The organism is Paenibacillus jilunlii, assembly GCF_900102965.1.
Lineage (GTDB): Bacteria > Bacillota > Bacilli > Paenibacillales > Paenibacillaceae > Paenibacillus_AQ > Paenibacillus_AQ jilunlii.
Window position 1 is genome coordinate 1 of record NZ_FNGM01000001.1, and the last position, 26,315, is coordinate 26,315.

The 26,315-nt window shown below is 49.2% G+C and carries 19 protein-coding genes and 2 rRNA genes; 11 read left to right on the forward strand and 10 right to left on the reverse strand.

The features are described from left to right. Together BLQ82_RS00005 and rrf are read left to right on the forward strand one after the other, a co-directional pair. Window positions 1–354: ribosomal RNA gene (locus BLQ82_RS00005) — 23S ribosomal RNA — on the forward strand; the annotation flags it as partial. Between the two features lie 230 nt (window positions 355–584). Then, window positions 585–701 (forward strand): 5S ribosomal RNA (gene rrf / locus BLQ82_RS00015). A 149-nt stretch (window positions 702–850) separates the two neighbouring features. Here rrf and BLQ82_RS00020 read toward each other — a convergent pair. Beyond that, entirely contained in the window at window positions 851–1,924 is a 1,074-nt protein-coding gene (locus BLQ82_RS00020) for a YheC/YheD family endospore coat-associated protein (RefSeq protein WP_244280661.1), read from the reverse strand. A 277-nt stretch (window positions 1,925–2,201) separates the two neighbouring features. Here BLQ82_RS00020 and BLQ82_RS00025 point away from each other — a divergent pair, with 277 nt between their 5' ends. Continuing rightward, on the forward strand, window positions 2,202–3,215 hold the full coding sequence (locus BLQ82_RS00025; RefSeq protein WP_062526188.1) for a glycosyltransferase: 1,014 nt from the start codon (window positions 2,202–2,204) through the stop codon (window positions 3,213–3,215). Between the two features lie 142 nt (window positions 3,216–3,357). Here BLQ82_RS00025 and BLQ82_RS00030 read toward each other — a convergent pair whose 3' ends face one another. The 4 genes from BLQ82_RS00030 to BLQ82_RS00045 form a co-directional block, all read right to left on the reverse strand. Further along, complete coding sequence (locus BLQ82_RS00030) at window positions 3,358–4,890, reverse strand: DUF3502 domain-containing protein (RefSeq protein WP_062526189.1); 1,533 nt, start codon at window positions 4,888–4,890, stop codon at window positions 3,358–3,360. Between the two features lie 144 nt (window positions 4,891–5,034). Beyond that, complete coding sequence (locus tag BLQ82_RS00035) at window positions 5,035–5,919, reverse strand: carbohydrate ABC transporter permease (protein WP_062526190.1); 885 nt, start codon at window positions 5,917–5,919, stop codon at window positions 5,035–5,037. Window positions 5,920–5,931: 12 nt separating this feature from the next. Further along, window positions 5,932–6,912 carry an ABC transporter permease gene (locus BLQ82_RS00040; RefSeq protein WP_062526191.1) on the reverse strand — a complete coding sequence of 327 codons (981 nt, stop codon included), beginning with the start codon at window positions 6,910–6,912 and terminating at the stop codon, window positions 5,932–5,934. Window positions 6,913–7,235: 323 nt separating this feature from the next. Further along, a complete protein-coding gene (locus tag BLQ82_RS00045) occupies window positions 7,236–9,470 on the reverse strand; it encodes a helix-turn-helix domain-containing protein (RefSeq protein WP_062526192.1) in 2,235 nt (744 codons plus the stop codon). Window positions 9,471–9,670: 200 nt separating this feature from the next. Between BLQ82_RS00045 and BLQ82_RS00050 the strand changes: the two genes are divergently transcribed. Together BLQ82_RS00050 and BLQ82_RS00055 are read left to right on the forward strand one after the other, a co-directional pair. Then, a complete protein-coding gene (locus BLQ82_RS00050) occupies window positions 9,671–11,236 on the forward strand; it encodes a glycoside hydrolase family 43 protein (RefSeq protein WP_062526194.1) in 1,566 nt (521 codons plus the stop codon). A gap of 18 nt (window positions 11,237–11,254) precedes the next feature. Then, window positions 11,255–12,709 (forward strand): glycoside hydrolase family 28 protein, encoded by a 1,455-nt coding sequence (locus tag BLQ82_RS00055; RefSeq protein WP_062526198.1) that lies wholly within the window; start codon window positions 11,255–11,257, stop codon window positions 12,707–12,709. An 8-nt stretch (window positions 12,710–12,717) separates the two neighbouring features. On the opposite strand, the gene BLQ82_RS00060 is transcribed toward BLQ82_RS00055, so the two are convergent. After that, a complete protein-coding gene (locus BLQ82_RS00060) occupies window positions 12,718–13,602 on the reverse strand; it encodes a helix-turn-helix transcriptional regulator (RefSeq protein WP_062526201.1) in 885 nt (294 codons plus the stop codon). Window positions 13,603–13,675: 73 nt separating this feature from the next. On the opposite strand from BLQ82_RS00060, the gene BLQ82_RS00065 reads away from it, so the two are divergent. From BLQ82_RS00065 to BLQ82_RS00075, 3 genes are read left to right on the forward strand one after another with little or no spacing between them, the layout of a single operon-like run. After that, window positions 13,676–14,566 carry a pectinesterase family protein gene (locus BLQ82_RS00065; RefSeq protein WP_062526202.1) on the forward strand — a complete coding sequence of 297 codons (891 nt, stop codon included), beginning with the start codon at window positions 13,676–13,678 and terminating at the stop codon, window positions 14,564–14,566. 17 nt (window positions 14,567–14,583) lie between these two features. Continuing rightward, window positions 14,584–15,606, forward strand: coding sequence for an alpha/beta hydrolase family protein (locus tag BLQ82_RS00070; protein ID WP_062526204.1), 1,023 nt, complete (start codon window positions 14,584–14,586; stop codon window positions 15,604–15,606). A gap of 52 nt (window positions 15,607–15,658) precedes the next feature. Beyond that, entirely contained in the window at window positions 15,659–16,780 is a 1,122-nt protein-coding gene (locus BLQ82_RS00075) for a glycoside hydrolase family 88/105 protein (protein WP_425281133.1), read from the forward strand. A 92-nt stretch (window positions 16,781–16,872) separates the two neighbouring features. Here BLQ82_RS00075 and BLQ82_RS00080 read toward each other — a convergent pair whose 3' ends face one another. Both BLQ82_RS00080 and BLQ82_RS00085 read right to left on the reverse strand, forming a co-directional pair. Beyond that, window positions 16,873–18,429 (reverse strand): recombinase family protein, encoded by a 1,557-nt coding sequence (locus BLQ82_RS00080; protein ID WP_062526208.1) that lies wholly within the window; start codon window positions 18,427–18,429, stop codon window positions 16,873–16,875. A gap of 169 nt (window positions 18,430–18,598) precedes the next feature. Further along, a complete protein-coding gene (locus tag BLQ82_RS00085) occupies window positions 18,599–20,392 on the reverse strand; it encodes a hybrid sensor histidine kinase/response regulator transcription factor (RefSeq protein WP_062526210.1) in 1,794 nt (597 codons plus the stop codon). 295 nt (window positions 20,393–20,687) lie between these two features. Here BLQ82_RS00085 and BLQ82_RS00090 point away from each other — a divergent pair, with 295 nt between their 5' ends. From BLQ82_RS00090 to BLQ82_RS00095, 3 genes are all read left to right on the forward strand, one after another. Beyond that, window positions 20,688–22,847, forward strand: coding sequence for a serine hydrolase domain-containing protein (locus BLQ82_RS00090; protein WP_062526212.1), 2,160 nt, complete (start codon window positions 20,688–20,690; stop codon window positions 22,845–22,847). Window positions 22,848–23,022: 175 nt separating this feature from the next. Further along, a complete protein-coding gene (locus BLQ82_RS31710; RefSeq protein ID WP_157243845.1) occupies window positions 23,023–23,172 on the forward strand; it encodes a hypothetical protein in 150 nt (49 codons plus the stop codon). A 249-nt stretch (window positions 23,173–23,421) separates the two neighbouring features. Then, on the forward strand, window positions 23,422–23,868 hold the full coding sequence (locus tag BLQ82_RS00095) for a GNAT family N-acetyltransferase (protein ID WP_062526214.1): 447 nt from the start codon (window positions 23,422–23,424) through the stop codon (window positions 23,866–23,868). Between the two features lie 184 nt (window positions 23,869–24,052). Here the strand turns inward: BLQ82_RS00095 and BLQ82_RS00100 are convergent, their stop codons facing one another. Next, window positions 24,053–25,153 (reverse strand): Ger(x)C family spore germination protein, encoded by a 1,101-nt coding sequence (locus BLQ82_RS00100; RefSeq protein WP_244280693.1) that lies wholly within the window; start codon window positions 25,151–25,153, stop codon window positions 24,053–24,055. A 35-nt stretch (window positions 25,154–25,188) separates the two neighbouring features. Beyond that, a complete protein-coding gene (locus BLQ82_RS00105; RefSeq protein WP_062526217.1) occupies window positions 25,189–26,286 on the reverse strand; it encodes a GerAB/ArcD/ProY family transporter in 1,098 nt (365 codons plus the stop codon). Window positions 26,287–26,315 lie beyond the last annotated feature (29 nt).

Genomic DNA, 26,315 nt, shown 5'->3' on the forward strand with positions numbered 1-26,315 from the left:
CCCAAGGGTTGGGCTGTTCGCCCATTAAAGCGGTACGCGAGCTGGGTTCAGAACGTCGTGAGACAGTTCGGTCCCTATCTGTCGTGGGCGCAGGAAATTTGAGAGGAGCTGTCCTTAGTACGAGAGGACCGGGATGGACGTACCGCTGGTGCACCAGTTGTTCCGCCAGGAGCATGGCTGGGTAGCTACGTACGGACGGGATAAGCGCTGAAAGCATCTAAGCGTGAAGCCCCCCTCAAGATGAGATTTCCCAGCATGTAAGACCCCTTGAAGACGACGAGGTAGATAGGTTGGAGGTGGAAGCACGGCAACGTGTGGAGCTGACCAATACTAATCGGTCGAGGGCTTATCCAAAAAAAGACCCCACAAAGTGAAGAAGAGGCTGACGAAGCCGATTCCGAGTACTTTCCGGGGGCCCCGTAAGAAGGGCAAACGCCATTTTCGTTTCGGGTTCAGTTTTCAGGCGATCAAGCTTGAGCAGGAGAAAAAACCGCAAGGTTTGATCTTTTCTTGCAGCGATTGTTTTAGAAGGTTGGTTATTTTCCTGAAGTTTTTCAGGGAGTTACACGACCGGAAAAAACCCGTTTGGTGGCGATAGCGGAGGGGTTCCACGCGTACCCATCCCGAACACGACCGTTAAGCCCTCCAGCGCCGATGGTACTTGGACCGAAGGGTCCTGGGAGAGTAGGACGCCGCCAAGCACACTAAAAGTATGGTCAAAACGGACCATACTTTTTTTAATGCCATTTAGAAGCACAAAGACATCTTCCGCACAGACGCATGTGGAGGATGTCTTTTTGATTTCTTATGCAATAGTTATTGATAATAATTGAAGAGAAAAGATCATCCACTATTCCTCAACTGTCTTTACCGCACTCGGCGTGTTCTTGTTCTTATACACCCACATTGCATACTCCAGCGGGCGCATCAGCGCCTTGCGGTAGGTGCTGCTGTCGCCGGAGCGGGCGAAGACCTCACGGGCGGGCTTGGGGTTGACCTCCAGCACGTAGATCTGGCCCTCGCGGTTAATGGCGAGGTCCAGGGCCAGCTCGCAGAGGGTACCGAAGCTGTCCTCGAGATAGGCTGCCGCCTCGAGGCCCAGCTTCTCGGCGGTTTTCATCGCTTTCTCAGCCTTCTCCTGGCTGCCGAGCCATTGCTTCAGCAGAATCTCGGCGCGGACGGCGTGGCCGCCGCCGTGCAGATTGGAGGTGACGCTGCGGGCGGCGCCCACGCGGCCGGCCATGCCGGTCAGCTCCCATACGCCCTGACCGTTCTTTTGCACCAGCATGCGGTAGTCGTGGTAGCGTCCGCTGGGCAGGCGCAGCGGGATACCCTGCTGCACCAGGAACCGCCCGCCGAGGCACCACTGGCGCACAATGGACTCCAGGCGGGTGAGCGAAACCTTGCGGGGGGCGATGATCTGCCGGCTCAGGCGGCGTCCCTGGATATCGTAGAGGGACTTGCCTTCCTTCAGCCGCTCAATCCGCAGGATGCCGCGCCCGCCCGTTCCACTGGCCGGCTTGACATAGACGACCGGACTGGATTTTAGTATCCGGTGCAGATCGGCGGAAGACTGGTATAACAAGGTTTCCGGCATATGCTGCCGGAACCGGATTTTTTTCGAGAAGGTCTGGTACACGGTCCATTTGTTGCGCAGCGGCCGGTTCAGAAAGGTCAGGTGGTTGTACTTCGCACGGAAGCGCAGCAGCTGCTGGAACCGCTGGCTGCGCTGAATCCGGCAGCGGTCATAGATCATATTCGGAAAAGAGCGCCATTTTCGCGACCATGTTCCCTTTTTAACGTCGTATACCAGCGCGTGAATCTGATCCTTGCTGACGTGCACATCGGCGGGGGTAAACACAATAACATGTTCATTATAGACGTGGATGTAGGAACGGCTTAAACTGCTCTTTATTTTACTCACATGAAAATGCGCGAGCTCCAAAGTTGGTGTTTCAGCGGGACATTCTTGAATGTCAATTGCTGCCCACGCAAGATTTATTTTATTGCATAGTTTAATTTATCTCTGGCCTTTTACCCTGAGGAGCAGCTAAATCATAAGTTCGGATGACGGGGTTGGATACTTCAGCGTATCCCAAGCGGTATATAGGCCGATTACGGCAGCTATAAGCAGGAGCATCACAGAAATTAAGGCTAGTTTATCTAAATCTCTTGGGGAAACTGGAGGGGACCTCGTTTGCATGAAAAAGCCGATTATGCTTCCGAAAAGCGGAAAATTAACAATCGCACAAGTGATTTCGAACTATCCAAAGGCACAGCCGGTGCCTTCCATCAAAGGAGGGACTGAAAAAATTGTTTATGAGCTGACGGAAGAACTGGTTAGGCGAGGGCATAAGGTCTATTTATTTGCAGCTCTAGGGAGCAGGAGCAAGGCAAAGCTTATTCCCTACCCTAAGGGGCTCCGCCACGAAAGCATAGCAAGATTTGTGCTGAAAAAATTGCCTGAGCGGGTTGATATTATCCATGACCATACTTTTCGTTCCGCGCTCGGCGTAACTAATCCTAAGATTCCAACGGTATGCACTGTGCATATCCCGGTCAAACGGCGGGTTAAATACCCTGTATACGTAAGTAAACGCGCCCGCCGGCTGATGGGGAACAACAAAGGCTTCTGCGTATACAATGGGATTAATACGCGTGAATATGAATTTAGCACAGAGAAACATTTATATCTGTTGTATATAGGCAGGATTATCCGGAATAAGGGTGTTTTGCAAGCTATACAAGTTGCCGAAAGGACTGGTAAGACGCTGATTATTGCTGGTCCCGTGAAAGCCTCCCAATTTTTTGAGAGAGAGGTCAAGCCGCGCATCCGGAACAATCCCAATATCCATTATGTTGGACCTGTGGGCGGGAAAATGAAGCAGCAACTAATCAAGCATGCGGAATGTGTGCTATTTCCGACATTATGGGAAGAACCATTCGGTCTGGTCTTGGTTGAAAGTTTAGGTTGCGGGACTCCGGTGCTGGCGCTCAGAAATGGTGCGGTACCGGAAGTATTATCCGGATTTCCTAACCTGATTTGTAATAACGTGAGTGAGATGGCAGCTAAGGTTCGGCAGAAGAAATATCCTTCGCCGCACATATTGAGAGCGTATGTTCAGAAACACTTCACCAATAAGCAGATGACTGACAGTTATTTAAGAATATACCATGAAGTTATTCAAAGAGAATCCGGTATGAAGAAATTCTAAGCTGCCAAAGGCTGTGTTGAACGGGGAGGAGTTTAGATTTTCTTTTGCGCGGGAGGCAGACAATCTATTGGACAAAAAAAGCGTGCCTCCCTTGAGGAGCCACGCTTCTTTATTGTCCACACAATGATTGCTGTGACAGTACTTACTGCTGCTTGGCGTACCATTCTGAGAATTGTTTCTGATATTCAGCGATGTATTTATCAATCCCCGCTGCTTTAAGTCTGTCCAGCGCTTTGGGGAAGGCGGTCTCATAATCGCTGAAGCCGCTGCCGATGGGGGCGAGGTATTCAGTGAATACGCCGTTCAGCTTCGTTTCTTCATTCTTGACTGGCGTATTGTCAAAGTTGAAGCCGGCACCCTTCGAAATGATTGCTCCATCGTCCCAAGCCTTATATTCAGTGATGAATTCATCCGGAACGGTGTTGTCGAAACGGATGAAGTTTTTGTTCATCAGCAGCCAGTCGGGAATCAGTGAATCGGTGTTTATTCTGGTCAGACGCCCGTTCGCGTCCAGCGTATAATCGGTTCCCTTTATCCCGTAGGCGAACAAGTCGTACAGCTCCTGGTTTTTTTGCAGCAGATTGAAGAACATCACATAGCGTTCAGGGTCTTTGGCTGCGGTAGAGACGAAGAAGGCGGTGCTGTACGTGCCGCGGCTGATTTTTGGGCGGCCGCTGCCAAGGAAATAATTGACCAGCTTGGCCTCAGGCACTGCTTGCGAGATCGTTGCCGCCCCTTCAAAAGGGCGTGCCGCTGTGCCGGCCCAGAACATCGCTTTGCCGGAGTTCCAGTCAGACTGCAGCTGCGGCACATTGGTGGCGGCATATTTCGGAATGATTCCTTTTTCATACCAGCCGTGCATCAGGTTCGCATACTTCTTGAACTCTTCGGTTTCAAACCAGCTGATGATTTTATCATCTTTTGCAGACTCGTCCAGGGCAATAAAATCATTTTGCCAATACAGGTTTTTGTCCGTGTAATCATATTGCAGGATCCGGCGGGCATCAGTGTTGGCGTACCCGATCAGTTCGGGATGAATGGCATGCACCTTATCATAGAACTGCTCCAGTTCCTTCAGCGAGGTGACCTGCGTCATGCCGGCTTCCTCCAGTAGATCCTGTCGAACCAGCACGCTGTAGAATTCTGCAGAATTCGGCTTGTTGCCGACTGGAATTGCATACTGCTTGCCATCTAGTTGAAAGGCCTTGAAGGAGGCCTCGTCTACATTTTTACTCAAATCAGCTGCAACACTGACATATGGGGTAAGGTCGGCATAAAGCCCTTTAGCCACAGATTTCACCATGTAATTGGCATCGGTATAGGTGGCGAAGTCCTCTCCCGTAGACAGCATCAGGTCAGTTTTACCGCCGCCATATTCTGTCCAGGGAAGAAACTGAAATTCAACCTCGGCGTTGATTTCTTTCTTGATTACGTTGTAGAACTCCGTCTTCGCCAGTTCCTTCATCCGGTTTGACTCATCCCCGTACAGCACAATTTTCAGTTTGGCGGGAGCCAAGGTGCTGCCGTCTTTACTGCCGTTATCTGTAACGGAAGCTGTACCTTCATTTCCGCTTCCGGAACTAGGGGCAGCGCTTTCATTGTTGCCCTGAGAACAGCCGCTTACCAGGAACACCGCTGCAAGGAGCAAGCTTAACCAACCTTTTTTCTTTTTCATGATGAACCCTCCTGTAATGTAATAGAATCATAATGTTGAGGCATCTATTGCAAAGGTCGTGCTCCCTTAAGTCTTATTGTACATCAAGAAGCAGGGGAGCATAAACCCGGTGCAACCGGACATAACAGGGCATTTTGCCGGGAACTAGCCTTTGACCGAACCCACGATAATGCCTTTGACAAAAAAGCGCTGGAGAAAAGGATATAATATGGCGATTGGCAAAACGGTCAGGCAGGTCATCGCCATTTTGGCTGTCTCCAGTGGCGGTGCGATGATAGCTCCGCCGACCTGAGCCGCATTGCCGGAGGCCAGGAACTGGATGTTCGCCATCATGTTGTACATTAAATATTGGATCGTATAGAGCTTCTGGTCGGATACCAGCATTAGCGGCAGATAGAAATCATTCCAGAACTGCAGCGCGTAAAAAAGCGAAATTGTGACCAGTCCGACCCGGCCCAGCGGAATCATAATGCTGAAGAAGATCCGCAGATGTCCGGCACCGTCGATTTGCGCAGATTCCACGATTTCATGCGGGATGCTGCGGAAATAGTTGGCCATGAGAAACATCAGAAAAACACTTAGCACATAAGGGATGAAGAGGCCGATAAGCGTATCGCCCAAATGATAGTATTTGGTGCTTAGCAGATACCATGGCAGTGTTCCTCCGCTGAACAACATCGTGAAATAGGCGAAGAAAGCGAAGAAATTTTTGAGCCGGAAGCTTTTAACGGATATGACATAGGCGTAAGCGGTGGTCACCAGTACGGCTGATATGGTACCCAGTACCGTAACGATCACCGACATGGAATACGCCCGCAGAATCTGCTGCGCCTTGGAGCCAAACAGGAATTCATACGTTTCAAAGGTGAAGCCTCTGGGCCAGAACGAATATCCTTCCGCAGCGATCCGGGATTCGGTGGATAATGAGCCGGATACGGCCAGTATAAAAGGCACTAGACAGATGACTGAAAATACGGCTATACAGCAATAAAAGAAAATGAGCAGGCCTTTGTTTTCGGTAGTTTGCATCTTATCAGTCTCCTAGAATAGTTTGCTGTCTTTGTCATACCAGCCGGCCAGTTTGTTCGCTACCAGTACCAGAATGAAGCCAAAGACGGATTGATAGAGCGTGATGGCTGAAGCAAAGCCGAATTCTCCGGAACGGATGGCTGTGCGGTATACATACACATCGATAATGTCGGTAGTTGGCAGAAGCAGCGGATTCAGGAAGGTTACTCCCATAATCATGCTGAGATCGCCTTTCAGCATGCCCCCGATGCCGAGCAGCGTCATTAGAATGATCGACGGAATCAGCATTGGCACCGTAATCTTGGTAATAATCTGCCATCTGGAGGCACCATCGATTTTTGCGGCTTCATAATAGGAAGTGTCGATGCCCTGCAGCACCGCATAATAGATGATGGCGCCGTAGCCGGCGCTTTTCCAGATATTCGCCAGCACCAGAATGATTACGAACAGCCAGGGGCTGGAATACCAGTCGACCTGGGAGAAGCCGAGCGTTTGGAGCAGCTGGTTCATTATGCCTTTGTCATAATCCAGCAGGGAGAACAGAATGGCTCCGATAATAATCCAAGAAATAAAATACGGGAAAAACATGACGCTCTGCGTGATTTTGATAAACCATTTGCTGCGCAGCTCATTCAGGATAATGGCGATGGCTACTGAAAAAAATGTACCGGTCAGCATATAAAGCGCATTTAGCATCACCGTGTTGCGTGTAGCTCTGAGAGAGTCCTCCATACTGGAGAAGAAAAACTCGAAGTTGGAGAAACCGGCCCACGGGCTGCCGAAGATTCCGTCATTGAAGTTGTAATTTTTAAAGACAAGAATCAGACCACTCATCGGCAGATAAGCAAAAAGAATGAGAATGACGATTCCCGGAAGAGCGAGCAGGTATAGTGTGCTGTCCTTCCTTAGGGATTTACGGAAGCTTTTGGCTCGGGTTGTCCTGATTCCCGGACTTAGCCGTCCCTGTGTTTCCGGTGTAGCCTCTTGTATCATTTAACAGTCCACTCCTTTATATAGCGTTGTCATTTCTGTCCCTTGTTTCAGGAGAACGCTTTACATGGAAATCATAAATCGGCCCGGAATGTAAACGCTATCATAATAAACGAAAAAAAGTTAAAAAAGCGGAAAAGGGCGGATTAAAAAAACGAAAAAGATATCACTTTTCTGTTCTTTAGGCGTGTAAAAGCCTTATTTAAGGGGGAAATCCACAGAATTTGCGGGTGAAGGTGTTTCATTAAAAGTCAAAAAAGGGGATGTCCCCGGCTGTAAAAATGCTGCCGGGACATCCCCTTTGTTCCTTGCTTATCGCGGGTCAATCAGGAAGTTTCCTGTTTCTGCAGAATATGATTCATTCTCCATTTGGAGGGTGTAACCCCAAAACGCTTTTTAAACTGGGTTGTAAAATAAGTGCTGCTATTGTAGCCAACCTTCTCTGCAATTTCCCGGATATCTAAGTTAAGCTCAGTGACTAATAACATCTGTGCCTGCTCAAGGCGCAGCAGGTTGACAAAATCGGGAAAGCTGCAGTTTACTTCGTCAGCAATCAGCCTGCTGAGATAAGCGGGACTTAACGACAGCTTGTCGGCAAGCGCATTAAGGGAAAGTCTGGAGTCGTCATAATGATCTCTGATGTAACAAATGGCTTCTACAGCAATGCTCTTGGTCTGTACAGCGCTCATGCTGGCAATCCGCTCAAGGGCGGTATAACAGTTGTCTACAATCCAATGCAGCAGCTTGTCATAGCTTTGGATCTGCCAGATACGCTGGTAATTATCGAGAAATCCGGATTGCTGAACGTCCGCATTAAGCTCGGCCGTGCGGCTGAGCTCAAAGGCCAGTCTCGATAAAGCGATGGTGGCAGACTCGGCGCGGTAACTGCAGGCTACTGCCAGCAATCGTTCCACCGCCTGCGGAATATGGCCCGAGTGTTCCGTCTGCCTAACAGCTTGCAGCACCGGTTCAAGGGCGCTGTCAGGCATGGGGCTGCTGTTGAGATGGATGGTATCATCCGCAAAGATGATGTTCTGCTGTACATGAAATTTAATATACTGCAGACTGTCCGCAGCCTCATTATATTTAGCCCTCAGCAGGTGTAGATCATCCGTCAGTCCGCTGATGCCTAAGGCGCAGCTGGCACCTGAATGCTGAAGCTGAGCAGCAGTTTCTTCCCATTTGCCGCGGAACAAGGCGTAATCGTCGAAGCTGCCGCTTCTCAGCTCGCTTAGAATAAGCACGGCAGTTCCCTGATGCGGACGGAAGGATTGAACAGCTGCAAGTTCGAAGAAGGCAAGTTCAACCTGCTTAATGCTCTCCCCAAAGGTCAGCCCGGAGCCTTCAGCTTGTCCGGACTCCAACAAAGTTAGTACGCATACGCAGTACGCCCCTCCGGCAGCGGCTATGCTCATCAGTGGCGTACTGCTGTTCTCCGGTGTTCCCCGGGGGGACAGCAGCCACCGCATCAAGGCGCTGTCATCGCTTTCTTTCTTGAGCTGCTCCAGCTTTACGCCAATCTGCTCAAGTTCCTGGCTCACGGTATCGAAATCACCACCCGTCTTCAGCGCTTCTTCATTGCCGGATAGATGAACGATATTGCCGAACAGCCGGCCAATCGGCTTGTACATCCGCCGCGAGATTAGATTAGCGGTTATGGAAGCGGCAATAATCAATGCTAAGCACAGACCGGTCATCAGATTGCGGGCATTGGAGATATCGCGGATGCTGTCCTTGTAGGAAGTCTCCGACACAAACCATAGCTTGTCGGCAGCAGAATATACATAGGTAATCAGCTGCGGCTCTCCGCTTCCCCTATAGACAAAGGAGCCTCTTTCCGGGGAGGAAGCTACCACCTGCTTCAGCATGCCCTCTTCCAGCGGGGTGTCGGATAGTGCGCTGTGCATGAGCACGGATGCGCTTCCGTCCAGCACCGCGTAACGGGTTGCTTCCCCTTCCTTTTGTGTGAACAGATTGTTCTGCAGCTTGCCCAGATTGACGGTCAGTGCGACCGCCCCGTTATATTCGCTGTCTGCAAACGCCCGGTCGTTATAGAACACGGTGAGCAGGGTGACCGGGGTACCGTTATTTAAGGTTGCCTTCCACAGAAACGGAGACTCAACAATCACATTATTCCGGATCCGCGAGAACAGCTCCAGCTTAGATTCCGGGCTTAGGGGCAGGTTCTCAAACATCGCAACAGGTTCCTCTACCCCCATGATGTAGGCGTTCTCCATATACTGGTTGACAACCAACGCTCCGCGGATTTGGCTTAAGGCACTGTACAGCTGGTCGCTCCAGCTTGTGTCCCCGTTCATCATGAGTGCGTTGATGTTCGGGTTCCTATAGAAGTCCATAGCGTAATTCTGGACAATCTCTTTATAGTTTATAAAAACGGTTTCAGTATTCACCAGCACATTCTGATTCGCCTTGTTGACATTATCTATCGTAATATTCCGGTACCAATAAAAGATCACAACGGCCAGTACAAGAATGCAGCAGACTGATATTGCGGTCAGGCTTATAAAAAAGCGGGTGTATAATTTTTTTCTTTTTCCCAAGCTGCTCACCCCTTAAGGTAAATCTATTACCCCCATTCTAGAGGGAAAAGCCATCCGCTGACAAGGAGTGAAATATCGCCAATATAGCATGAAAGTATAAAAACGGAGAAATAGAACATAGAAAATACAAGAAAGTTAAACTTATACAAACTATAATTGGTGGTGCTTACATTTGAATTGTTTTGAGGAGGACTACTGTAATGAGAACATTCCGCAATCCGGTGCTGCCGGGCTTTTATCCTGACCCTTCCGCGATCCGCGTAGGCGAAGATTATTACCTGGTGACTTCAAGCTTTGAGTTTTTCCCGGGCGTTCCTATCTTCCACAGCAAGGATCTGGTCAACTGGCGCCAGCTCGGCCATGTATTGGACCGTCCGTCCCAGCTCAATCTGGATGGCACGATTCCTTCCATGGGCATTTGGGCACCGACGCTCCGCTATCATGAGGGTGTCTTCTATATGATTACCACCTATGTTGATAATGACAAAAACCAGCATAATTTCTATGTTACAGCAACCGATCCGGCCGGAGACTGGTCTGACCCCGTATGGCTGGAGGATGCACCCGGCATTGACTCCTCTTTGTTCTTCGATGATGACGGTAAGGTGTATTATACGGGCAACCGGGTTCCGCCGGAAGGGCAGGATTATCCGAAGCATATGGATATCTGGCTGCAGGAGATCGATCTTAGCCAAGGCAGGCTGATTGGCCCGAAGCATAGCATTTGGCAAGGCGCTCTTAAGGTGGCACACGCCCAGGAGGGACCCCATATTTATAAAATCGGCGCCTGGTATTACGTACTGATTGCCGAAGGCGGCACCGGGCATACTCATGCGATTACAATCGCCAGAAGCAAGAGTGTGACAGGCCCTTATGAGGGCCATAAAGCCAATCCGATTTTGACGCACCGCCATCTCGGCAGAGCTTATCCCATTGTCAATGTCGGACACGGGGAGCTTGTGGAGACCCAGCACGGTGACTGGTGGATGTTCTGCCTGGCTTCGCGGACCTGCGGCGGTTATTACCGTAATCTGGGACGCGAAACCTTCCTGACACCGGTCATATGGGAGAATGAGTGGCCGGTGGTCAACCCCGGCAAAGGCGTGCTTGAATTGGAGACGCCGGCTCCGGATTTGCCGGAGACAAGGTGGCCGGAGCTGCCTGCACGCGATGAGTTTACGGGCAGTGAGCTTGCGCTGATCTGGAATTTCCTGCGGACACCGCGGGGGGAATTCTGGAGTCTCACCGAGAAGCCTGGAGTCCTGCGGCTTCATTTGAAGGCAGAGCGGCTCTCGGAGATTGCCAATCCATCCTATCTCGGCAGACGCCAGCAGCATTTGAGCTTCAGGGCGGCAGCTGACATGACGTTCCGTCCCGCTGCCGAAGGGGAAGTTGCCGGACTGGTCCTCCTCCAGAATGCGGATTACCACTTCCGGTATGAATTGGGGCTGGAGGCAGGTCAACGTGTGCTGCAGTTGATTCAACGAATGGGCGGCAGCGAACAGCTGCTGGCATCCGTTCCATATCCGCAGGATCAGGTGCAGCTTAAGGTGGAAGCCAGAGGACAAGAATATAGCTTCTATTACAGATCCTCTGAAGCCGCCAAGTGGACAGCCTTCCTCGAACAGGCTGATGGCAGAGTGCTCAGCACCGATCTGGCCGGAGGTTTTACAGGAGCTTATATCGGGATGTACACAAGCTCGCAAGGCGCGAAGAGCGAAAATTATGCCGATTTTGACTGGTTCAGCTATGAAGGACTTGAATAACAGGGGAGGTAAAATTCAATGTGCAGCAATCCGGAAACAATAGCTTATCCGGTTCCAGAGCTTCCCCGGATTCCCGAACGGACTTTTGTAATCACGGATTTTGGGGCAGAAGAAGGAGGACTTACCTTGTGCACCTCCGCCATTCAGGCTGCACTGGACGCTTGCGCCGCCATGGGAGGCGGGAAGGTTGTCATTCCAGCCGGCATCTGGCGCACGGGGCCGCTTACTTTGCACAGCAGGCTTAATCTGAGTGTAGACAAGGGAGCATTGGTGCAGTTTGACCCGGACCACACCTTATATCCGCTGCTTTCTTCCCATTACGAGGGGAATGCGGGCTGGCGCTGTCAGGCTCCGCTCGATGGTGAAGGCCTAAGCGATGTGGCAATCACCGGAGAGGGCATATTCGACGGCAGCGGCGAAGGCTGGCGTCCGGTGAAGCGGTTCAAGATGACGGAGAAGCAGTGGATCCACCTGATCGAATCCGGAGGTGTGCTTGATCCGCAGGGTGAAGTATGGTGGCCTTCCCGGGAAGCCATGGAGGGAGAAGGCTTCTGCCGGAAGTTGCGGGAGAAGGGAGAAACCGGCATGGAGGCGTTTCTGCCGGCCCGTGCATATCTGCGGCCAACACTGCTTAGCCTCCGCAACTGCCGGCGGGTGCTGCTGGACGGGCCAACCTTCCAAAATTCGCCTGCTTGGTGTCTTCATCCCTTTGGTTGCGAGCAGATTACCGTGCGGAATGTTCAGGTCCGCAATCCCTGGTATTCGCAGAACGGGGACGGCCTCGATTTGGAATCCTGTACTCATGCTCTAGTTGAGCACAGCAGCTTCGATGTGGGGGATGACGCCATCTGCCTCAAGTCGGGCAAGAATGAGGAAGGCCGTAAGCGGGCGATGCCTTGCCGGTATATTACCATCCGGAATTGCACGGTATATCACGGACATGGAGGAGTGGTGATCGGCAGCGAGATGTCCGGAGGTGTACATGCAGTTCGGGTTAGCGACTGTCTGTTCATCGGCACGGACATTGGCCTGCGGTTCAAGAGCAACCGGGGAAGAGGCGGTGTGGTGGAGGATATTGTAATGGAGAATATCAGCATGACCGGAATCAGCCACGAGGCGGTATCCTTCCATATGTTCTATGCAGGGGTTGAAGGATCAGAAGGGTATGACGAGCAGTTATATTCGGTTACAGAGGAAACTCCGCAGTTCCGGAAGATTACAATGAGGAACATTGTGTGCCATGGAGCGGCAACCGCGCTGCTCGTGAATGGGCTGCCGGAGATGCCGCTTGCTGATCTGACCATTGAAAAATTCCGCGCAGTGAGTGAACGGGGAATTGTGCTGCGGCAAGCCGCGGGACTTACGCTGGACGGCATCTGGTTACAGACCGCGGAAATGCCGAAGATAACAGCGCATAGATGCAGCCAAGTCACACTCACCCATTCCGGAGATTTGTCGGTTACTGAGAAATAAATAAATTTCTATGGATGATGAAAGTCCGTCTTGACCTTCCGCGAAGGGTGTGACCTTGCTTCTTTCCGGTATTGGAGCGGGGTCAGACCGGTTGATTTTTTGAAGGTTTTATTGAAATGGGAGAGATGTTCAAACCCTACAGCGGAGGCGATCTCCTGAATTTTGCCTGTAGACCCGGCCAGCAGGCGTTCAGCTTCCCTTACGCGGATATGAACGATGTATTCCCGAAAGTGAAAACCCGTCAACCGGTGAAATACCCGGCTCAAGTATGAAGGACTAATGTAAAAATTACTCGCTGTCTCTTCCAGAGTCAGGGCTTCACGGTAGTGCTCGCGGATATAGGTGGCGACATCGGTTACCAGATGATGAAGCGGATGTTTGGTCCCGCCGGCCTGTGAGATGTTCTCTGAACGCTGGAGGAGAATCATCAGCTCGGTGAATAAAGTGATTATGCTGGTTTCGTAATAGGACCGCTGCAACCGGCATTCTTCCAGTATCCGGTTCATCAGGCTTTCCGCTTCGTCCTGCTCGCGCAGGTTCAGCTTGAATAAGCGGTACCCGCGGTCTTGAAACCAGATGGCTTCATTCTGCAGGGAAGGCGGCAGAAGAGCGGGGTCATAATTGATCAGAATCCGTTCAAATTCGGCGACCTCAGAGCTTGCAGTGGAATGAAGCTCCCGGCTGGAGATAAGAATAAGCTCACCCTTATGAACCGTAATGACCCGGTCGTCCACAAAGTATACGCGCTCCCCCTGTATCAGATAGTACAGCTCGGTTAAGTCATGGCTGTGGGGACGCGGCATTGCGGTGATGCCTTTACGTTTCATATGCTGGATGCTGTAGCGGCCTTCTTCAATATGATATTTGTGATTGGGACTGGTCAGGCTGGTCATAATTCTCCTCTTCTCTTACGAAGCGTTACGGTTATTATAGAATAAACACAGGTTGATAGGAAAGGAGCCGCAGATGTTAATTACAGTCACTAAGAGTGTCGATGAGGGATTCAGCAGTCTACAGGCAGCGCTGGATTCCATTCCGCTGGAATACAAGGAAGCAGTAACGATACGCATCAAGCCCGGCATTTACGAGGAAAAGATTACGGTGAAACAGGGAACGCCTCCGGTTCTTCTGCTGGGGGAGGACACGAATTCCACTATCATTACCTGGTCAGACAACGCCCATACTTTAGGGCCGGACGGAGAGCCGCTGGGCACGTTCAAATCCGGCACCCTCAATGTATTCGCAAAGCATTTTACGGCTGAAAATCTGACCATTCGCAATACATCCGGTCCCGGTACCGGTCAGGCGGTAGCCGCTTTTGTTGATGCTGGTCATGCCGTATTCCGGCGTGTACGTCTGCTGGGGGATCAGGATACTTTGTATACAGGGCAAGGGAAACAATATTATAACGAATGCTACATTGAAGGCGATGTGGATTATATTTTTGGCGCTGCTACGGCTTTGTTTGAACGCTGCCGGCTGCATAACAAGCGTTCCAGAGGATATATTACAGCCGCCTCAACGCCCGAAGGCGCATCGTTTGGTTATGTGTTCCTCGATTGTGAAATTACCAGCAGTGAAGGTGTAAGCGAGGTATATCTTGGACGCCCTTGGCGGCCTTATGCCCATGTGGCCTTTATCCGCACTGTCATGGACAGTTCGATTATCGGGGAAGGCTGGCATAATTGGGGGCAGCCGGACAGGGAGGAAACCAGCCGCTATGAAGAATATGGCAGCAGTGGCCCGGGAGCCAATCCTGAAGCCAGAGCCGCCTGGTCGCGGCAGCTGACTCCACAGGAAGCGGCGCAGTATAGGGTGCTGTCCGTGCTTGACGGCTGGCATCCCGAAGGCTATTAAGGGAAGGAGCACTTCGGATGGAGCCTCTGGAACAATACATGGAAAAACTGGCCGGTTCAACACAGCGCAATTCGGCTTTCAGCAAGGACATCCCCTTTCAGCAGTGGCGCGATGGGCTTGCCGCAGCCTTTACGGAGCGGCTGGGCGGCTTTCCGGACATAGCTGAGGAGCTGCGGCCGGTTCTTCTGGAACGTACAGTCTGCTCAGGGTATACCCGTGAACGTATAGAGATCACTACCTATGAAGGACTTCGCATGCCGCTGTATCTTCTGCTCCCGGATCAGCCGTTATCCACCCCTGTCCCTGCCGTTCTTGCCATTCATGGACATGGCTATGGAAGCCGGGAGATTGTCGGCTTGGACCCGGGCGGAGCGGACCGGCGGGGAGATCCCGGGCTGCATAAGGACTTTGCCGTTTCGCTGGCAGAACAGGGCTTTGTAGTGGCTGCCCCGGAACTGCTCGGCTTTGGCGACAGGCGTCTGGAAGAAGACCTGGCCAGCGGAGAGCCTGGACGTAATTCCTGCTTCCGCCTGTCTTCGGCACTGCTGATGGCTGGAAAGACGATGGCCGGTTACCGTATCTATGAAACCATGAGAGCACTGGATTATTTGCAGACAAGGCATGAGGTGAAGGGCGACCACATTGGAATTATGGGTATTTCCGGCGGCGGACTGGTGGCTGGCTTCACAGCTGCGCTTGACGAGCGGATCGCTTGTGCGGTCGTAAGCGGATACGCGAATACCTTTACGGACAGTATTCTGACACGCAATCATTGCCTCGACAATTATATTCCGGGGATATTGCTGGAAGCGGAGATGCCTGATCTTCTAGGCCTCATTGCCCCGCGGGGCCTGTTCCTCGAATCCGGCGATGCCGATCATCTGTTTGGCCCGCGGGGAGCAAGAACTGCTTTAGCCCGGTTGGAGACTATTTACGGGGCAGCACATCATTCCGGGCAGGTTGAGGCGGACTTCTTCACCGGAGGTCATGAAATTCATGGCGAACCGGCCTTTGCCTGGCTCCGGAAGCAGCTTGCCTGAGCAGGAGATTAGACTACTATGGATGACTAATAAAGGAGGAATAAAAGTGTCTATAACTGAAGCAACAACCGTTCGCTGGTCCGGTAAAATCGCGGATACAATTCTTGGAAGGTGCAATCAGCAGGGAGAGGATGAATATGTGCTGGAGCGATGGGCATATGTTCCGGGCATGCTGCTGATGGCAATGGCCCGGGCGGGTGTCCAGCTCGACCGGTCAGAGTATGTCTCCTATATGGAGCGGCATATGGACACATTCATTGGCGAGGATGGTTCCATTCGTACCTACAGGCTGGAAGAATATAACCTGGACCAGATTAATGAGGGGAAAAACCTGTTTTTGCTGTACCAGAGAACGGGAGAAGAACGGTATGCTAAGGCAGCCGATCTGCTGGCCGCACAGCTTATTGGACATCCCCGCACCTCCGAAGGAGGATTTTGGCATAAGAAAGTGTACCCCTTCCAGATGTGGCTGGACGGGCTGTACATGGCATCGCCATTCCTGGCGGAATACGGCAAGGTCTTTCAACGTCCCGAACTGATTGATGAAGCAGCGCATCAGCTGCTGCTGGTCGAGCGGCGGACCCGCGATCCGCGTACCGGCCTGCTCTACCATGGCTGGGATGAATCCAAAGAGCAGGAATGGGCTGACTCGTCTACCGGATTGTCCTCCCATTTCTGGAGCCGGGCGATGGGGTGGTATGCGATGGCTATGGTTGACTGCTTGGAGCATTTTCCGCTTACTCATCCGAAGCGGGGGACGATCATCGGTATTTTTCAGCGGATGTGCGGTGCACTTCTGGAGGTTCAGGACAAAGAGACCGGCCTTTGGTACCAGGTGCTGGATCAAGCGGGGCGAAAGGGCAATTATCTGGAAGCTTCCGGCTCCTGCATGTTTGTGTATGCAATGGCCAAGGGGCTAAGAATGGGTTATCTGGAACCGTCTTTTAGAGAGGCGATGCTGAAAGGTTATAAGGGCATTATAGAGCAATTGGCTGAAGAGGACGAACATGGCGTTCACTTGCACCAAATCTGTCATGGCGCGGGTTTGAGCAAAGACCGCAATGGCTCTTACGATTACTATATCTCTGAGGATGTGGTGTCGGATGTGCCTATGGGGGTAGCTCCATTATTATTAGCTTCACTTGAAGTGGAACGATACCAGGCTGCCGGATAACGGTGAGCTGAAGCAAACAAAGAAGATCTGCTCAGAAGACAGACCGCCGGTTCTCAGCCAGCGGTCTGTCTTTATAAGAGAAAAGTATGCCATTATAGACGCGGATATAGAAATACCTCAAATTGCTCCTTATACTGGCTGGGGCCCTTTTTATAAACGATTTTGTTCAGCACAGCTTTCAATAACGTATTTCTGCTCATGGGATTGTCTGTCTGATAGTACAATTTAATAACAGATTCTGCAATGGGGATGATTTTGCTTCTCGCTTCTTTCCGGGTCAATTCCAGATCCAGATCTCTTTGTACTTTGTTGATCCCCCCGGTTGTGGCTGTTATCCGCGTAGAGATATCCTGGGACCGTTCCATAAACACCTCTTCGGTATAAATCCCTCTTTCCAGGAAATCGAATAATTTTCCTCTTTGGTTCTCCAGCTCTTTTAATTCATTTTGCAGTGAGGCTAGTGCCCGTTCTTTTAGCTTGAGCCCGTTCTGCGGTGTGGTCTGATTTCGCTTTCCCCATTTGATCTTATACTCATTCAGCCAAATCTCAAGTCCTTCAACGATCCTGGCCTCTACAGCATCATAACGGCTGCTGCGTGTAGGACAACCAACGGTACTACAGCGGAAATGAGCAGGTTGTTTGGTGTATGAGCGATAAACCATGGTCATTCCGCACTCGGAGCATTTAACAAGTCCGGCCAGTGCCGAGGTCATTCGTGGTTTGCCATCAATACTGTATTGATGCGGGGAGTGATGGTGCTCTGAGAGCCTCCGGTTTGCCTTCAAGAAGGTTTCGTTGTCAATAATGGGCGGATGTTTTCCCTGTACATCAATCCACTCATCGCGGCTTCTATGGCGTGCAGAGCGGTGTGTGCTTCCGTCCTTGCTCTTCTTAACCTCTTTCTTCCCCCATTGAATTCTTCCAATGTACACTTCATTTTTTAGAATAGTTAAGACAGAAGAAGCCGACCAGCTGCCTCCTTTATAAGAGGGGACCTTGAGCCGTTCTAATTCAGCTGCAATTTTATTTCCGCCTTTTTGTTGCCCGGGATCTTCATGGGTATACCAGGCGAAAATTTGTTTTACGATTTCAGCTTGCTCCGGATGGGGCTTCAATGTACGGCCACGGCCCTCCGGGAGATTCTCAATCAAGTAACCGAATGGTGGACGGGTACCTATAAAGTTACCTTCTTCCGCAGCCCGCTTCCGGCCTCCTTGCATCCGGCGGGTAATAATTTTGAGTTCTTTACGAGCCATAAAGGCTTCAAATTCACTGTACTCCTCATCAAATTCATCCATCAGGTCATAGGTCTTACGCGGAGTTATAATCTTGGTCTTGGCTGAGCGGAACGTCTCCAGGATCAGTCCTTGCTCCTGCATGTTGCCGCGTCCAAAACGGTCAATATCCATTACCAGGACAGCATCGTATTCACCGGATTCGACCTCTTGTAACAGCTGCAGCATTTCCGGACGGTGGACTAAGGTTTCACCACTGACAATCTCTTCGCGGATACGAATGATATTTAATTGTAATTGCTTGGCAAGTTTGAGCAGAGCAGCCTTGTGCTTGGCCAGGGTTTCACCTTCACCGCGGCGTTCCGCTTCTTCATCTGCCCTGGATTTTCGCAAGTATAGAGCTACATCCAACATGTACATCCCCTTTGGGTTAAAGGAAAATATTTATGGATGTATTATATGGGGCTGGGCATTAAAAAAACACTACATACTAACTTTCGAATAGGTTGAATTATGGTTGGATTAGGAGTTGTTGTGACTAAATTCAAGGAGGTGCTTCTGTCAGCTATATCGTGAATGCCATCTACACGATATTCTCCGTTCTCGCCAGTTCTATCGCTTCTTCGCGGTTGTTGACGTTGAGCTTTGAGTAGAGAATCGAACAGTAATTGCGGATCGTGCCCTCCGATAAAAATAACTTGGCGGCGATCGACTTGTAGCGCAGTCCGCCCGACAGATGTTCCAGAATCTCCATCTCGCGTTTCGTTAGGCCATACGGGTAGTTTTCCTGGCTTGAACCTATCTTTTCCAACTGCTCACGTTGACGTTTCATCTCTTCGAAAACCCGTGTAGCAACCGATTGGTCGATCCAGGTTCCACCGTTATAAATAAGTTTCAAGGCTTCCTTCATCTCCCGCGGATGAATCGACTTTAGCATGTATCCTTCTGCTCCGCGCTCTAATGCAGATGCTGCCTGTAAGGAATCCTCAAACGTCGTCATGAACACAACCTTCATATCAGGCCAACGTTGTTTTATCTCGAGTAATGTCTCAAGTCCGTCAATTCCCTGCATACGAAAATCCATTAGCACAATATCCGGCCGGGAACGCTCACAATGCTCTAATGCTTCCCGTCCGTTCCCTGCCGTACCAATGACGTTAAAATCAACATGCTGATCCAAAATTTGCTTCAAACTGTCGGTAATGATGACCTGATCATCAGCGATCAGCAAGCGGATCGCGTCATGTACAGGCTCGGTCAGCAACGGAATATTACATATGACAAAAGTACCTTGTCCTGGTCCGGAATGCATGGACAACGTGCCGTGAAGTAGTTCAATCCGTTCCTTCATCCCATTCAGCTCAAATCCAAATTGGGTTTCTTCCATTCCGATGCCGTTATCTTCGATCTGTAACCGGATCTGCTGACTATCGAAAAGCAGCTGAACGGATATCATGCTCGCCTGTCCGTACCGAACCGCGTTGGTTAGAGACTCTTGAAGGCAGCGATGTAAGCAAAAGTTTATTTTTTGCATCACAAGTGTCTCACTGCCGATCTTACGGAATTTAACCGTTATTCCCGTCGATTTCATGAATTCCTCAGTTAATTGCCGCAGCGACTCACTTAACGAATGGCTGAGCGGAACTTGAGAGAGCTGGTGCAGATGCTTGCGGATATCTTCCATACTGTGCTGGGCGATACCGACAAGCGAATCGATCTTCTCGATCTGCGAATGCGGTACGGACGATCGCAGCGATTCGACACCGACGATGAGCGAGGTAAGCGAATGGCCAATCGTGTCATGCAGCTCATGTGACATCCGGCTGCGCTCCTCCAGCAGCGTAAGCTCCTCTATCCGCTTAATATGCTGCTCCAGTAATTGCTTCTGCTCTTGAATAATTCGGGCTTGCTGATGGGACTGAATTAAGATATTGAACGCAAAGCCGATAGCAAAACCTAGGCTGCAGCTAAAGATAAACTCAAACGGGAGACGATCTGCGATCCAACCGTTCATTACAGGGAATACGATTCCGCAGAGGATCCCTGTCCACACATAAGTTGTCCGGCTGCTCGACAAGCCGATCGTTATCACAAGCAAAACAAAAGACCATAGCAGTTCCGGAGCTGTGTAGGCTATATAAAGATAAAAAGACCCCGTTGCCGTGACTTCGACAGCGAGATACCAAGCTTCTTTTCGATAGCGGACGATGAATGGAACGAGGTAAACGACAAGAGCAAAAGAAATTACAATCCAAAGCGGCCCAGCGATTAAGGACGAATCGACAAAACCAGCGCTTGCGATAATGAACAGCCAAATTGTTCGAGTGGCCACAAGTATCCAATCATACCAGAACCATTTTTTCATGATAGAGAACACGGATTATGTTCACCTGCTTGTATGTTTATGATAATCAATTTCCGATTGATTCAGACCCTTATCATGCACCATCACCTCCTTATTCGTCAAGCGAGAGAGAGGGGACGGTTAGAACTTGGTTGTAGCAAGAATGTCATATGAGACATTGACAATTTGTCATACGGTATATGTGGCAGGTCCAGGCACGATGTCATCAAAAGTTTGGCGGTTTCATCAATATCCGATTTAACAACTTCGGGGGTAATGTGAAGGAGTGAACCAACACACCATTCGAAAATAATAGGAGCGATGCATTATGAAATTATTTACCATGCAAAGAGGAGTTGCACTTACGTTAACAGCTATATTGGCGGTTACACCGGTATTCCCTGCTTATGGAACACTACACGCAGCGGGTCACACCGCAATCTATCAAGCGATTGATAAAGCTGCTAATAGCGACAATATTCCAGGCGTGATCGTAACCGTTAAGAAAGGAGATGCAAGCTGGTCCTATGCTTCCGGAGAAGGGAATATTGAAAGAAATCAAAAGGTGGATGCCGACTCTGCTTTCCGGATCGGAAGTACAACGAAGACGTTTGTCGCTACGGTTGCCTTGCAGCTTGCAGGCGAGAAGAAACTGTCCCTTGATGATACGGTGGAGAAGTGGCTGCCAGGACTCGTACAAGGCAATGGGTACGACGGCAATAAAGTTAAGATTCGTCAATTGTTGAATCAAACAAGCGGACTTCCAGACTACTTGACGCCAGAACTTAGAACGAGATTACTGGCGAATCCAGGTGGGAATTATACAGCCGAGCAGTTAATCGCCATGAGTTTGGAGCAAAAGCCGGTAACGGGGTGGGCATACTCGAACACAAATTACACGATTATGGGTCTCATTATCCAGAAAGCTACCGGGGAAACCTATGCGGAGCAGATTAAGAAACGAATTATTGAACCGCTTCAGCTGAAAGAAACCTTCCTCCCCGGCAATTCGATGGATATTCCGAAAAAAAATGCCCGCGGCTATTTGGACACCGGAAATAAATTAGTAGATGTTACAGTGCTTAACCCATCGTTTGCTAATTCCGGCGGAGAGATGATCTCGACAGGGGAAGACCTGACGACGTTTTTCCGCGCCTTATTGGGCGGAAAGCTGTTGACGCCAGAGATGAAGAAGGAGATGTTGACTAGCACCAGTGATTCCCCATTTGGAAAGTATGGACTTGGCATACATCAAACAAAGCTACCTGACGGCACCATTGTATGGGGACATGGCGGCGGTATTCCCGGATTTACCAACTTTGCGGGCGGAACGGAAGACGGTCAACATGTCATCTCGATCAATATTAATGTACTGGGAGATGCGGCTGGACATATCAACAATATTATAGAGGCGGAATTCACAAAAGAACCCAAAAAAGAACTCAACGAGAAAGAAAAGAAAATCAAGCATCGGGAAGACGTCAAACGCGTTATGGATGAGGTGATAACGAACAAAAGAGTCCCTAGTGTTATAGCCGGCGGACTACAGGATGGCGAACGCTGGTCCTACGCTACAGGCACAGCTAGCTACGAAGTTCCACGCTCAGTGGAGCCGGACTTTTCATTCCGTATTGGAAGCATCACGAAGACGTTCACTGCTTCCGTTATATTACAATTGGCTGAGGAGAAACAATTGAGTCTGGATGATTCGGTCGAAAAATGGCTGCCAGGGGTCATAAAGGGGAACGGGTATGACGGCAACAACATTAAGATTCGTCAGTTATTGAACCATACAAGCGGGCTTGCGAGCTATACGGATCCAGATATGCGAGACATTATCTTGCCTCACAATCCATTCCATTACTATTCCGTCGACGATCTTATCGGCTTGGCCCTTGCAAAGCCGCCTGTATATGCACCAGGGCAGGGTTGGAACTATTCCAACGTCAATACGATACTCGCCGGCAAAATTATTCAGAAGGTAACCGGGGATACGTATGCGGAACAGATCAGGAAGCGGTTCATCAAACCGCTCGGGCTGACGGATACATTCGTCATGGAGAATAGTTCTCATATTCCGGGGAAGCATGCCACAGGATACAATATGGACAGATCGGGCCATTTGTATGATTTGACGGAAATGAATCAATCCTGGGCAAATGCAGCCGGAGATATGGTGTCAAACGTCAAAGATTTGACCACCTTCTTCAGTGCGCTTTTAGGTGGAAAGCTACTAAATCAAGAGATGATGGACCAGATGCTCACAACAGTAGATTCACCTTTGGGTAAAGTCGGACTAGGGATTTTTGAAGGGAGAACGCCGGACGGGCAATCCTATTGGGGGCATGCCGGCGGTACTTTCGGATTTGAGACAAGAGCCTTCGGAACTCTAGGCGGGAAGCATATTCTGGTAACGGCCATCAACTCGGTGGGACCGGAAGCCACAGAGGCTCACGATAAATTACTCAATAAGGAGTTTAACCGTTAAGTTTAAAGCCGACATCGCTCTCTTTATTTGAGAGGGGTGTCGGTTTCTGTAACACCAAGCGGTTTTTAATTGGGTAAGCCAATATCCAATAACATCTAAAACTAAAAAGAGGAGGTAACAATCATGGTTGTCCCCCGGTCATCCCGGCATACACATAGTGCCAGGGGGTGCTGGCATGATTGTTGCAACCTACACATTTGGTGAGACAAAGGTTCATATCTGCGATGACCATCTTGTTACAGAACCGGATGAACGGGAGAGAGTGGAGATTGCTATTGCTGATGCCGCCTGGGCATGCCTGCAAGACAAAGCAGAGCAGGAATGAAGCAAACATTATCATTATCAGAACATTCAACATCAAATAATCCGATTGCTCACTGGGCCGAGGGAGAAGAACATGAACAAAACATAGCCCCATAAGAGCCCGCGAGGTATTTGATTCAAAGCTTGACTATGACGTTAGGTCTAGCCCTTGTGTGTTACATAATAATGAAATTGTGCAATTACTTAAGCGAACGGGCAGGATAACGCGATGATAGTTATATGAATAAATATTACAAAGGAGCTAATCCGAATGGAAATTACAATTATCGAATACGACCCTTCCTATGCGTTACAAACGGTTAAGATGTGGAGAGAGAGCAAGGAACAAGCAATTGAGCAAAAAGCGATGCATTCTTTTGAAGATCATGTATTTTTTCTGAATAACATTTTGCTCAAAAGTAATAAGGTGAACCTTGCAATCGAGACTTCTGGGGAGCAAGTAGTGGGCATACTAGCTTGTAACGAGAATTGGGTTAATCAGTTATACGTTCATACGCAGTATCAAGGGAGAGGAATAGGGAATAGGCTCCTGAACCTCGCCAAACAGCAATCTGAAGGCAGACTATTTTTATACACTTTTGAAGTCAACAAGAAGGCACAGAAATTTTATGAGAGAAACGGATTTAGGATTGTCGGCAGAGGGAATGACAATGAAGAGCAGCTTGAAGATATAAAGTATGAATGGACCAAGCCTTGAAGAAATTGGTGGACACTTACAGTTATCGAGAGGTAGCATGTCTCAACGGGTCAAAGCTTTTTTTGTTCAAACTCTAAATTCATTCAAGCGCGGTTTTGTGGATACCGGAAAAGTTCAATTCTACTTTGAGTAAGTTTCCTATGCGAGGTTTGGTCTTTGATAGTCTTTTCGTAAGGGAATATCTCTACTCAATAATGCCGGTATCTATAATTTTAACCTCCACTTTAGGATGGAATTGTACTTTACGATAATCTTTAGACCAATTTTTGTCCTTCCAGACATTGTGATGGTAAGCAATAAGCTTTCTCCCTACACCAAAGATATCACAGTTAGCCTTTTGGACCTCTTCCACAACCGACTCCGCTTCTTTTGTGAGAATTTCCGAAAGTGCTTGATTTACTTTTTGAAGATCTTTCTCTTTGAGCGAACGGTCTCCGGGAAACTCTTCTACGATGGCTTGTAGCTTTAAGTTCAAATGGACTTCAACACTTCCGTCTGCAGAAACCGATACCTTGAATTTCCGCTTTGTTTTTTTTAAACCTACGTTAATGGTAATGTACTCCTGTATATTATCCGGGTAGCCCAGATCAATTTTCTTTGTGAATCTCGCATTTTTTCCTTGTTGCCCCATTAGTAGGACCAGTAATATTGACTGATCTGGGTTCAGCATCCCACTATAATACTGATCACTAAAGAGGGCCAATCCCCTTGTGATAATCTCGTCGCCTTCTACAGCTATATAGGGAAGAGCAAAGTCCTGCCCAGGGTCCTTCAGGAACCGGAACACGGTATCTAACGTTTCTTTTGGAAATACACTCATTTCCTCAAGACTTTCAATCTTTTGTGTGATGAACTCGCCAACCTTTAACTCCCCGACCGTTTTTTGTTCAAGCATGTCGGAGGCCTTTCCTTCCGCAATAATGACCCTAACGTTGGATGTCGGGTTGCTTGGGTCCCTGAAGTTCACATCCAAATTAGAATAAAGGCCTTGCTCTGCCACTGACTTTCCGAGTAACTGAAAACCATTTTTAAGAAATCTTATGTTTCCCCTCACTCGATTACGCAACTGATTGCTGGCACTGCGCAGGTTATGTCCATAACTCGTATGAATTTCGCTCGTAGTGGATTTTTGCTCGATTTCAGGCGGAATGATTAATTCCACAGTTTCTTGTATCTTTCCATCATTGGCTATATCAAACCCCACACCGTAGGCTAGATGCAAATCCTTCAAATATTCCCGGTCCCAGCATCCGGTAAGGCTGAGGGAGGAAAGCATAATCAGCACCGCCAATGCAATCGTTCCTAACTTTATGCGGCAGCTCATGCAGGCCCACTTCCTTTTCTCTTGATAAATTGAGAAATGATTAACATTACCAACGGGAGTCCGCCAATAAAGAGATAGGCGGCATATGCAGAGGCTGTATCCAGTAAATGAATGCCAACAGAAGTTACTGGCGCAAGCGCGATCATGAATGTAGTGATTTTCACAAACGGAGCAAAATTCCGGTGGCTTTTTCGTCTGAATAAAACACTGAGCCCAAATGACGCTGCGTAGCAATAACTCACGATAGAACATACAAGGGTTATGGCCCAAATCGGCAAAAACAGGATATCTGCACGGTCTACAATGAAAAAGCTTAGAGATTTCATTAAGTAAATGACCGGTTCGGGAATCATTTTCATTTGCTCGGAGTTAAAGAACATGAGACAGGTAGAGACCACGAAGACATAGAACAGGGTCACAAACAAGTTAGCGAGACTGACCGTTAACAATTTTTGTTTATCTGTACCTTCAGATAGCGGGTAGATGATCAGCATTAATTCGAAACCATACATAGATATGGTTGTGTCCTTTGCTCCCTTTACGATATTCCAGACCCCTTTTTCCAATAGGGGTAACATATTTTCAAGATGGGCTTGCGTTAATCCATAGCAGATAAATAAAAATAATGGAATAAAAAGCAAGGAGGCCAGCGTATAAAATCTTGCCAATACTGTCAGCTTTTCTCTTGCAAGGTAGAGAGTCATGATAGAAAAAAGACCCAGTACAGCCCATCTTGGCGTAGTTTGCAGCATCCACCTCCGAAGCACCTCTACGGCACTAAGCATAATATTGGAGCCAAGCAGAATAAAGTAACCGATGTACACAATAATCAGCAGACTGCCAATAATCGGGCCTCCGAGTTTTAGGCAAATATTGAATAGGTTAAGCCCGGGGAAATTTTTCAGCAGGAGCCACAGAAGAAGGATGGCAAATTGGGTGATAGCCCCTGCAACTAATACAGAAAGTCCCCCTCCACCTTTGGCAGTTTCGTTAAGCTTGGAAGGAAGAGACAGAATACCAACACCGATTTGGGCTTGGATAATAAAAAGGAAAAGTTGTCCCTTCGTTATCATTTTTTCCTTTTGAGCCACCATATCAACTCCTGTAATTACAGTATAGATTA

Bases quoted from the DNA above. Each gene is read 5' to 3' on its own strand.
- BLQ82_RS00025 (WP_062526188.1), top strand. From the start codon at position 2,202: ATGAAAAAGCCGATTATGCTTCCGAAAAGCGGAAAATTAACAATCGCA.
- BLQ82_RS00030 (WP_062526189.1), bottom strand. From the start codon at position 4,890: ATGAAAAAGAAAAAAGGTTGGTTAAGCTTGCTCCTTGCAGCGGTGTTC.
- BLQ82_RS00035 (WP_062526190.1), bottom strand. From the start codon at position 5,919: ATGCAAACTACCGAAAACAAAGGCCTGCTCATTTTCTTTTATTGCTGT.
- BLQ82_RS00040 (WP_062526191.1), bottom strand. From the start codon at position 6,912: ATGATACAAGAGGCTACACCGGAAACACAGGGACGGCTAAGTCCGGGA.
- BLQ82_RS00050 (WP_062526194.1), top strand. From the start codon at position 9,671: ATGAGAACATTCCGCAATCCGGTGCTGCCGGGCTTTTATCCTGACCCT.
- BLQ82_RS00055 (WP_062526198.1), top strand. From the start codon at position 11,255: ATGTGCAGCAATCCGGAAACAATAGCTTATCCGGTTCCAGAGCTTCCC.
- BLQ82_RS00060 (WP_062526201.1), bottom strand. From the start codon at position 13,602: ATGACCAGCCTGACCAGTCCCAATCACAAATATCATATTGAAGAAGGC.
- BLQ82_RS00065 (WP_062526202.1), top strand. From the start codon at position 13,676: ATGTTAATTACAGTCACTAAGAGTGTCGATGAGGGATTCAGCAGTCTA.
- BLQ82_RS00070 (WP_062526204.1), top strand. From the start codon at position 14,584: ATGGAGCCTCTGGAACAATACATGGAAAAACTGGCCGGTTCAACACAG.
- BLQ82_RS00080 (WP_062526208.1), bottom strand. From the start codon at position 18,429: ATGTTGGATGTAGCTCTATACTTGCGAAAATCCAGGGCAGATGAAGAA.
- BLQ82_RS00090 (WP_062526212.1), top strand. From the start codon at position 20,688: ATGAAATTATTTACCATGCAAAGAGGAGTTGCACTTACGTTAACAGCT.
- BLQ82_RS31710 (WP_157243845.1), top strand. From the start codon at position 23,023: ATGATTGTTGCAACCTACACATTTGGTGAGACAAAGGTTCATATCTGC.
- BLQ82_RS00095 (WP_062526214.1), top strand. From the start codon at position 23,422: ATGGAAATTACAATTATCGAATACGACCCTTCCTATGCGTTACAAACG.
- BLQ82_RS00105 (WP_062526217.1), bottom strand. From the start codon at position 26,286: ATGGTGGCTCAAAAGGAAAAAATGATAACGAAGGGACAACTTTTCCTT.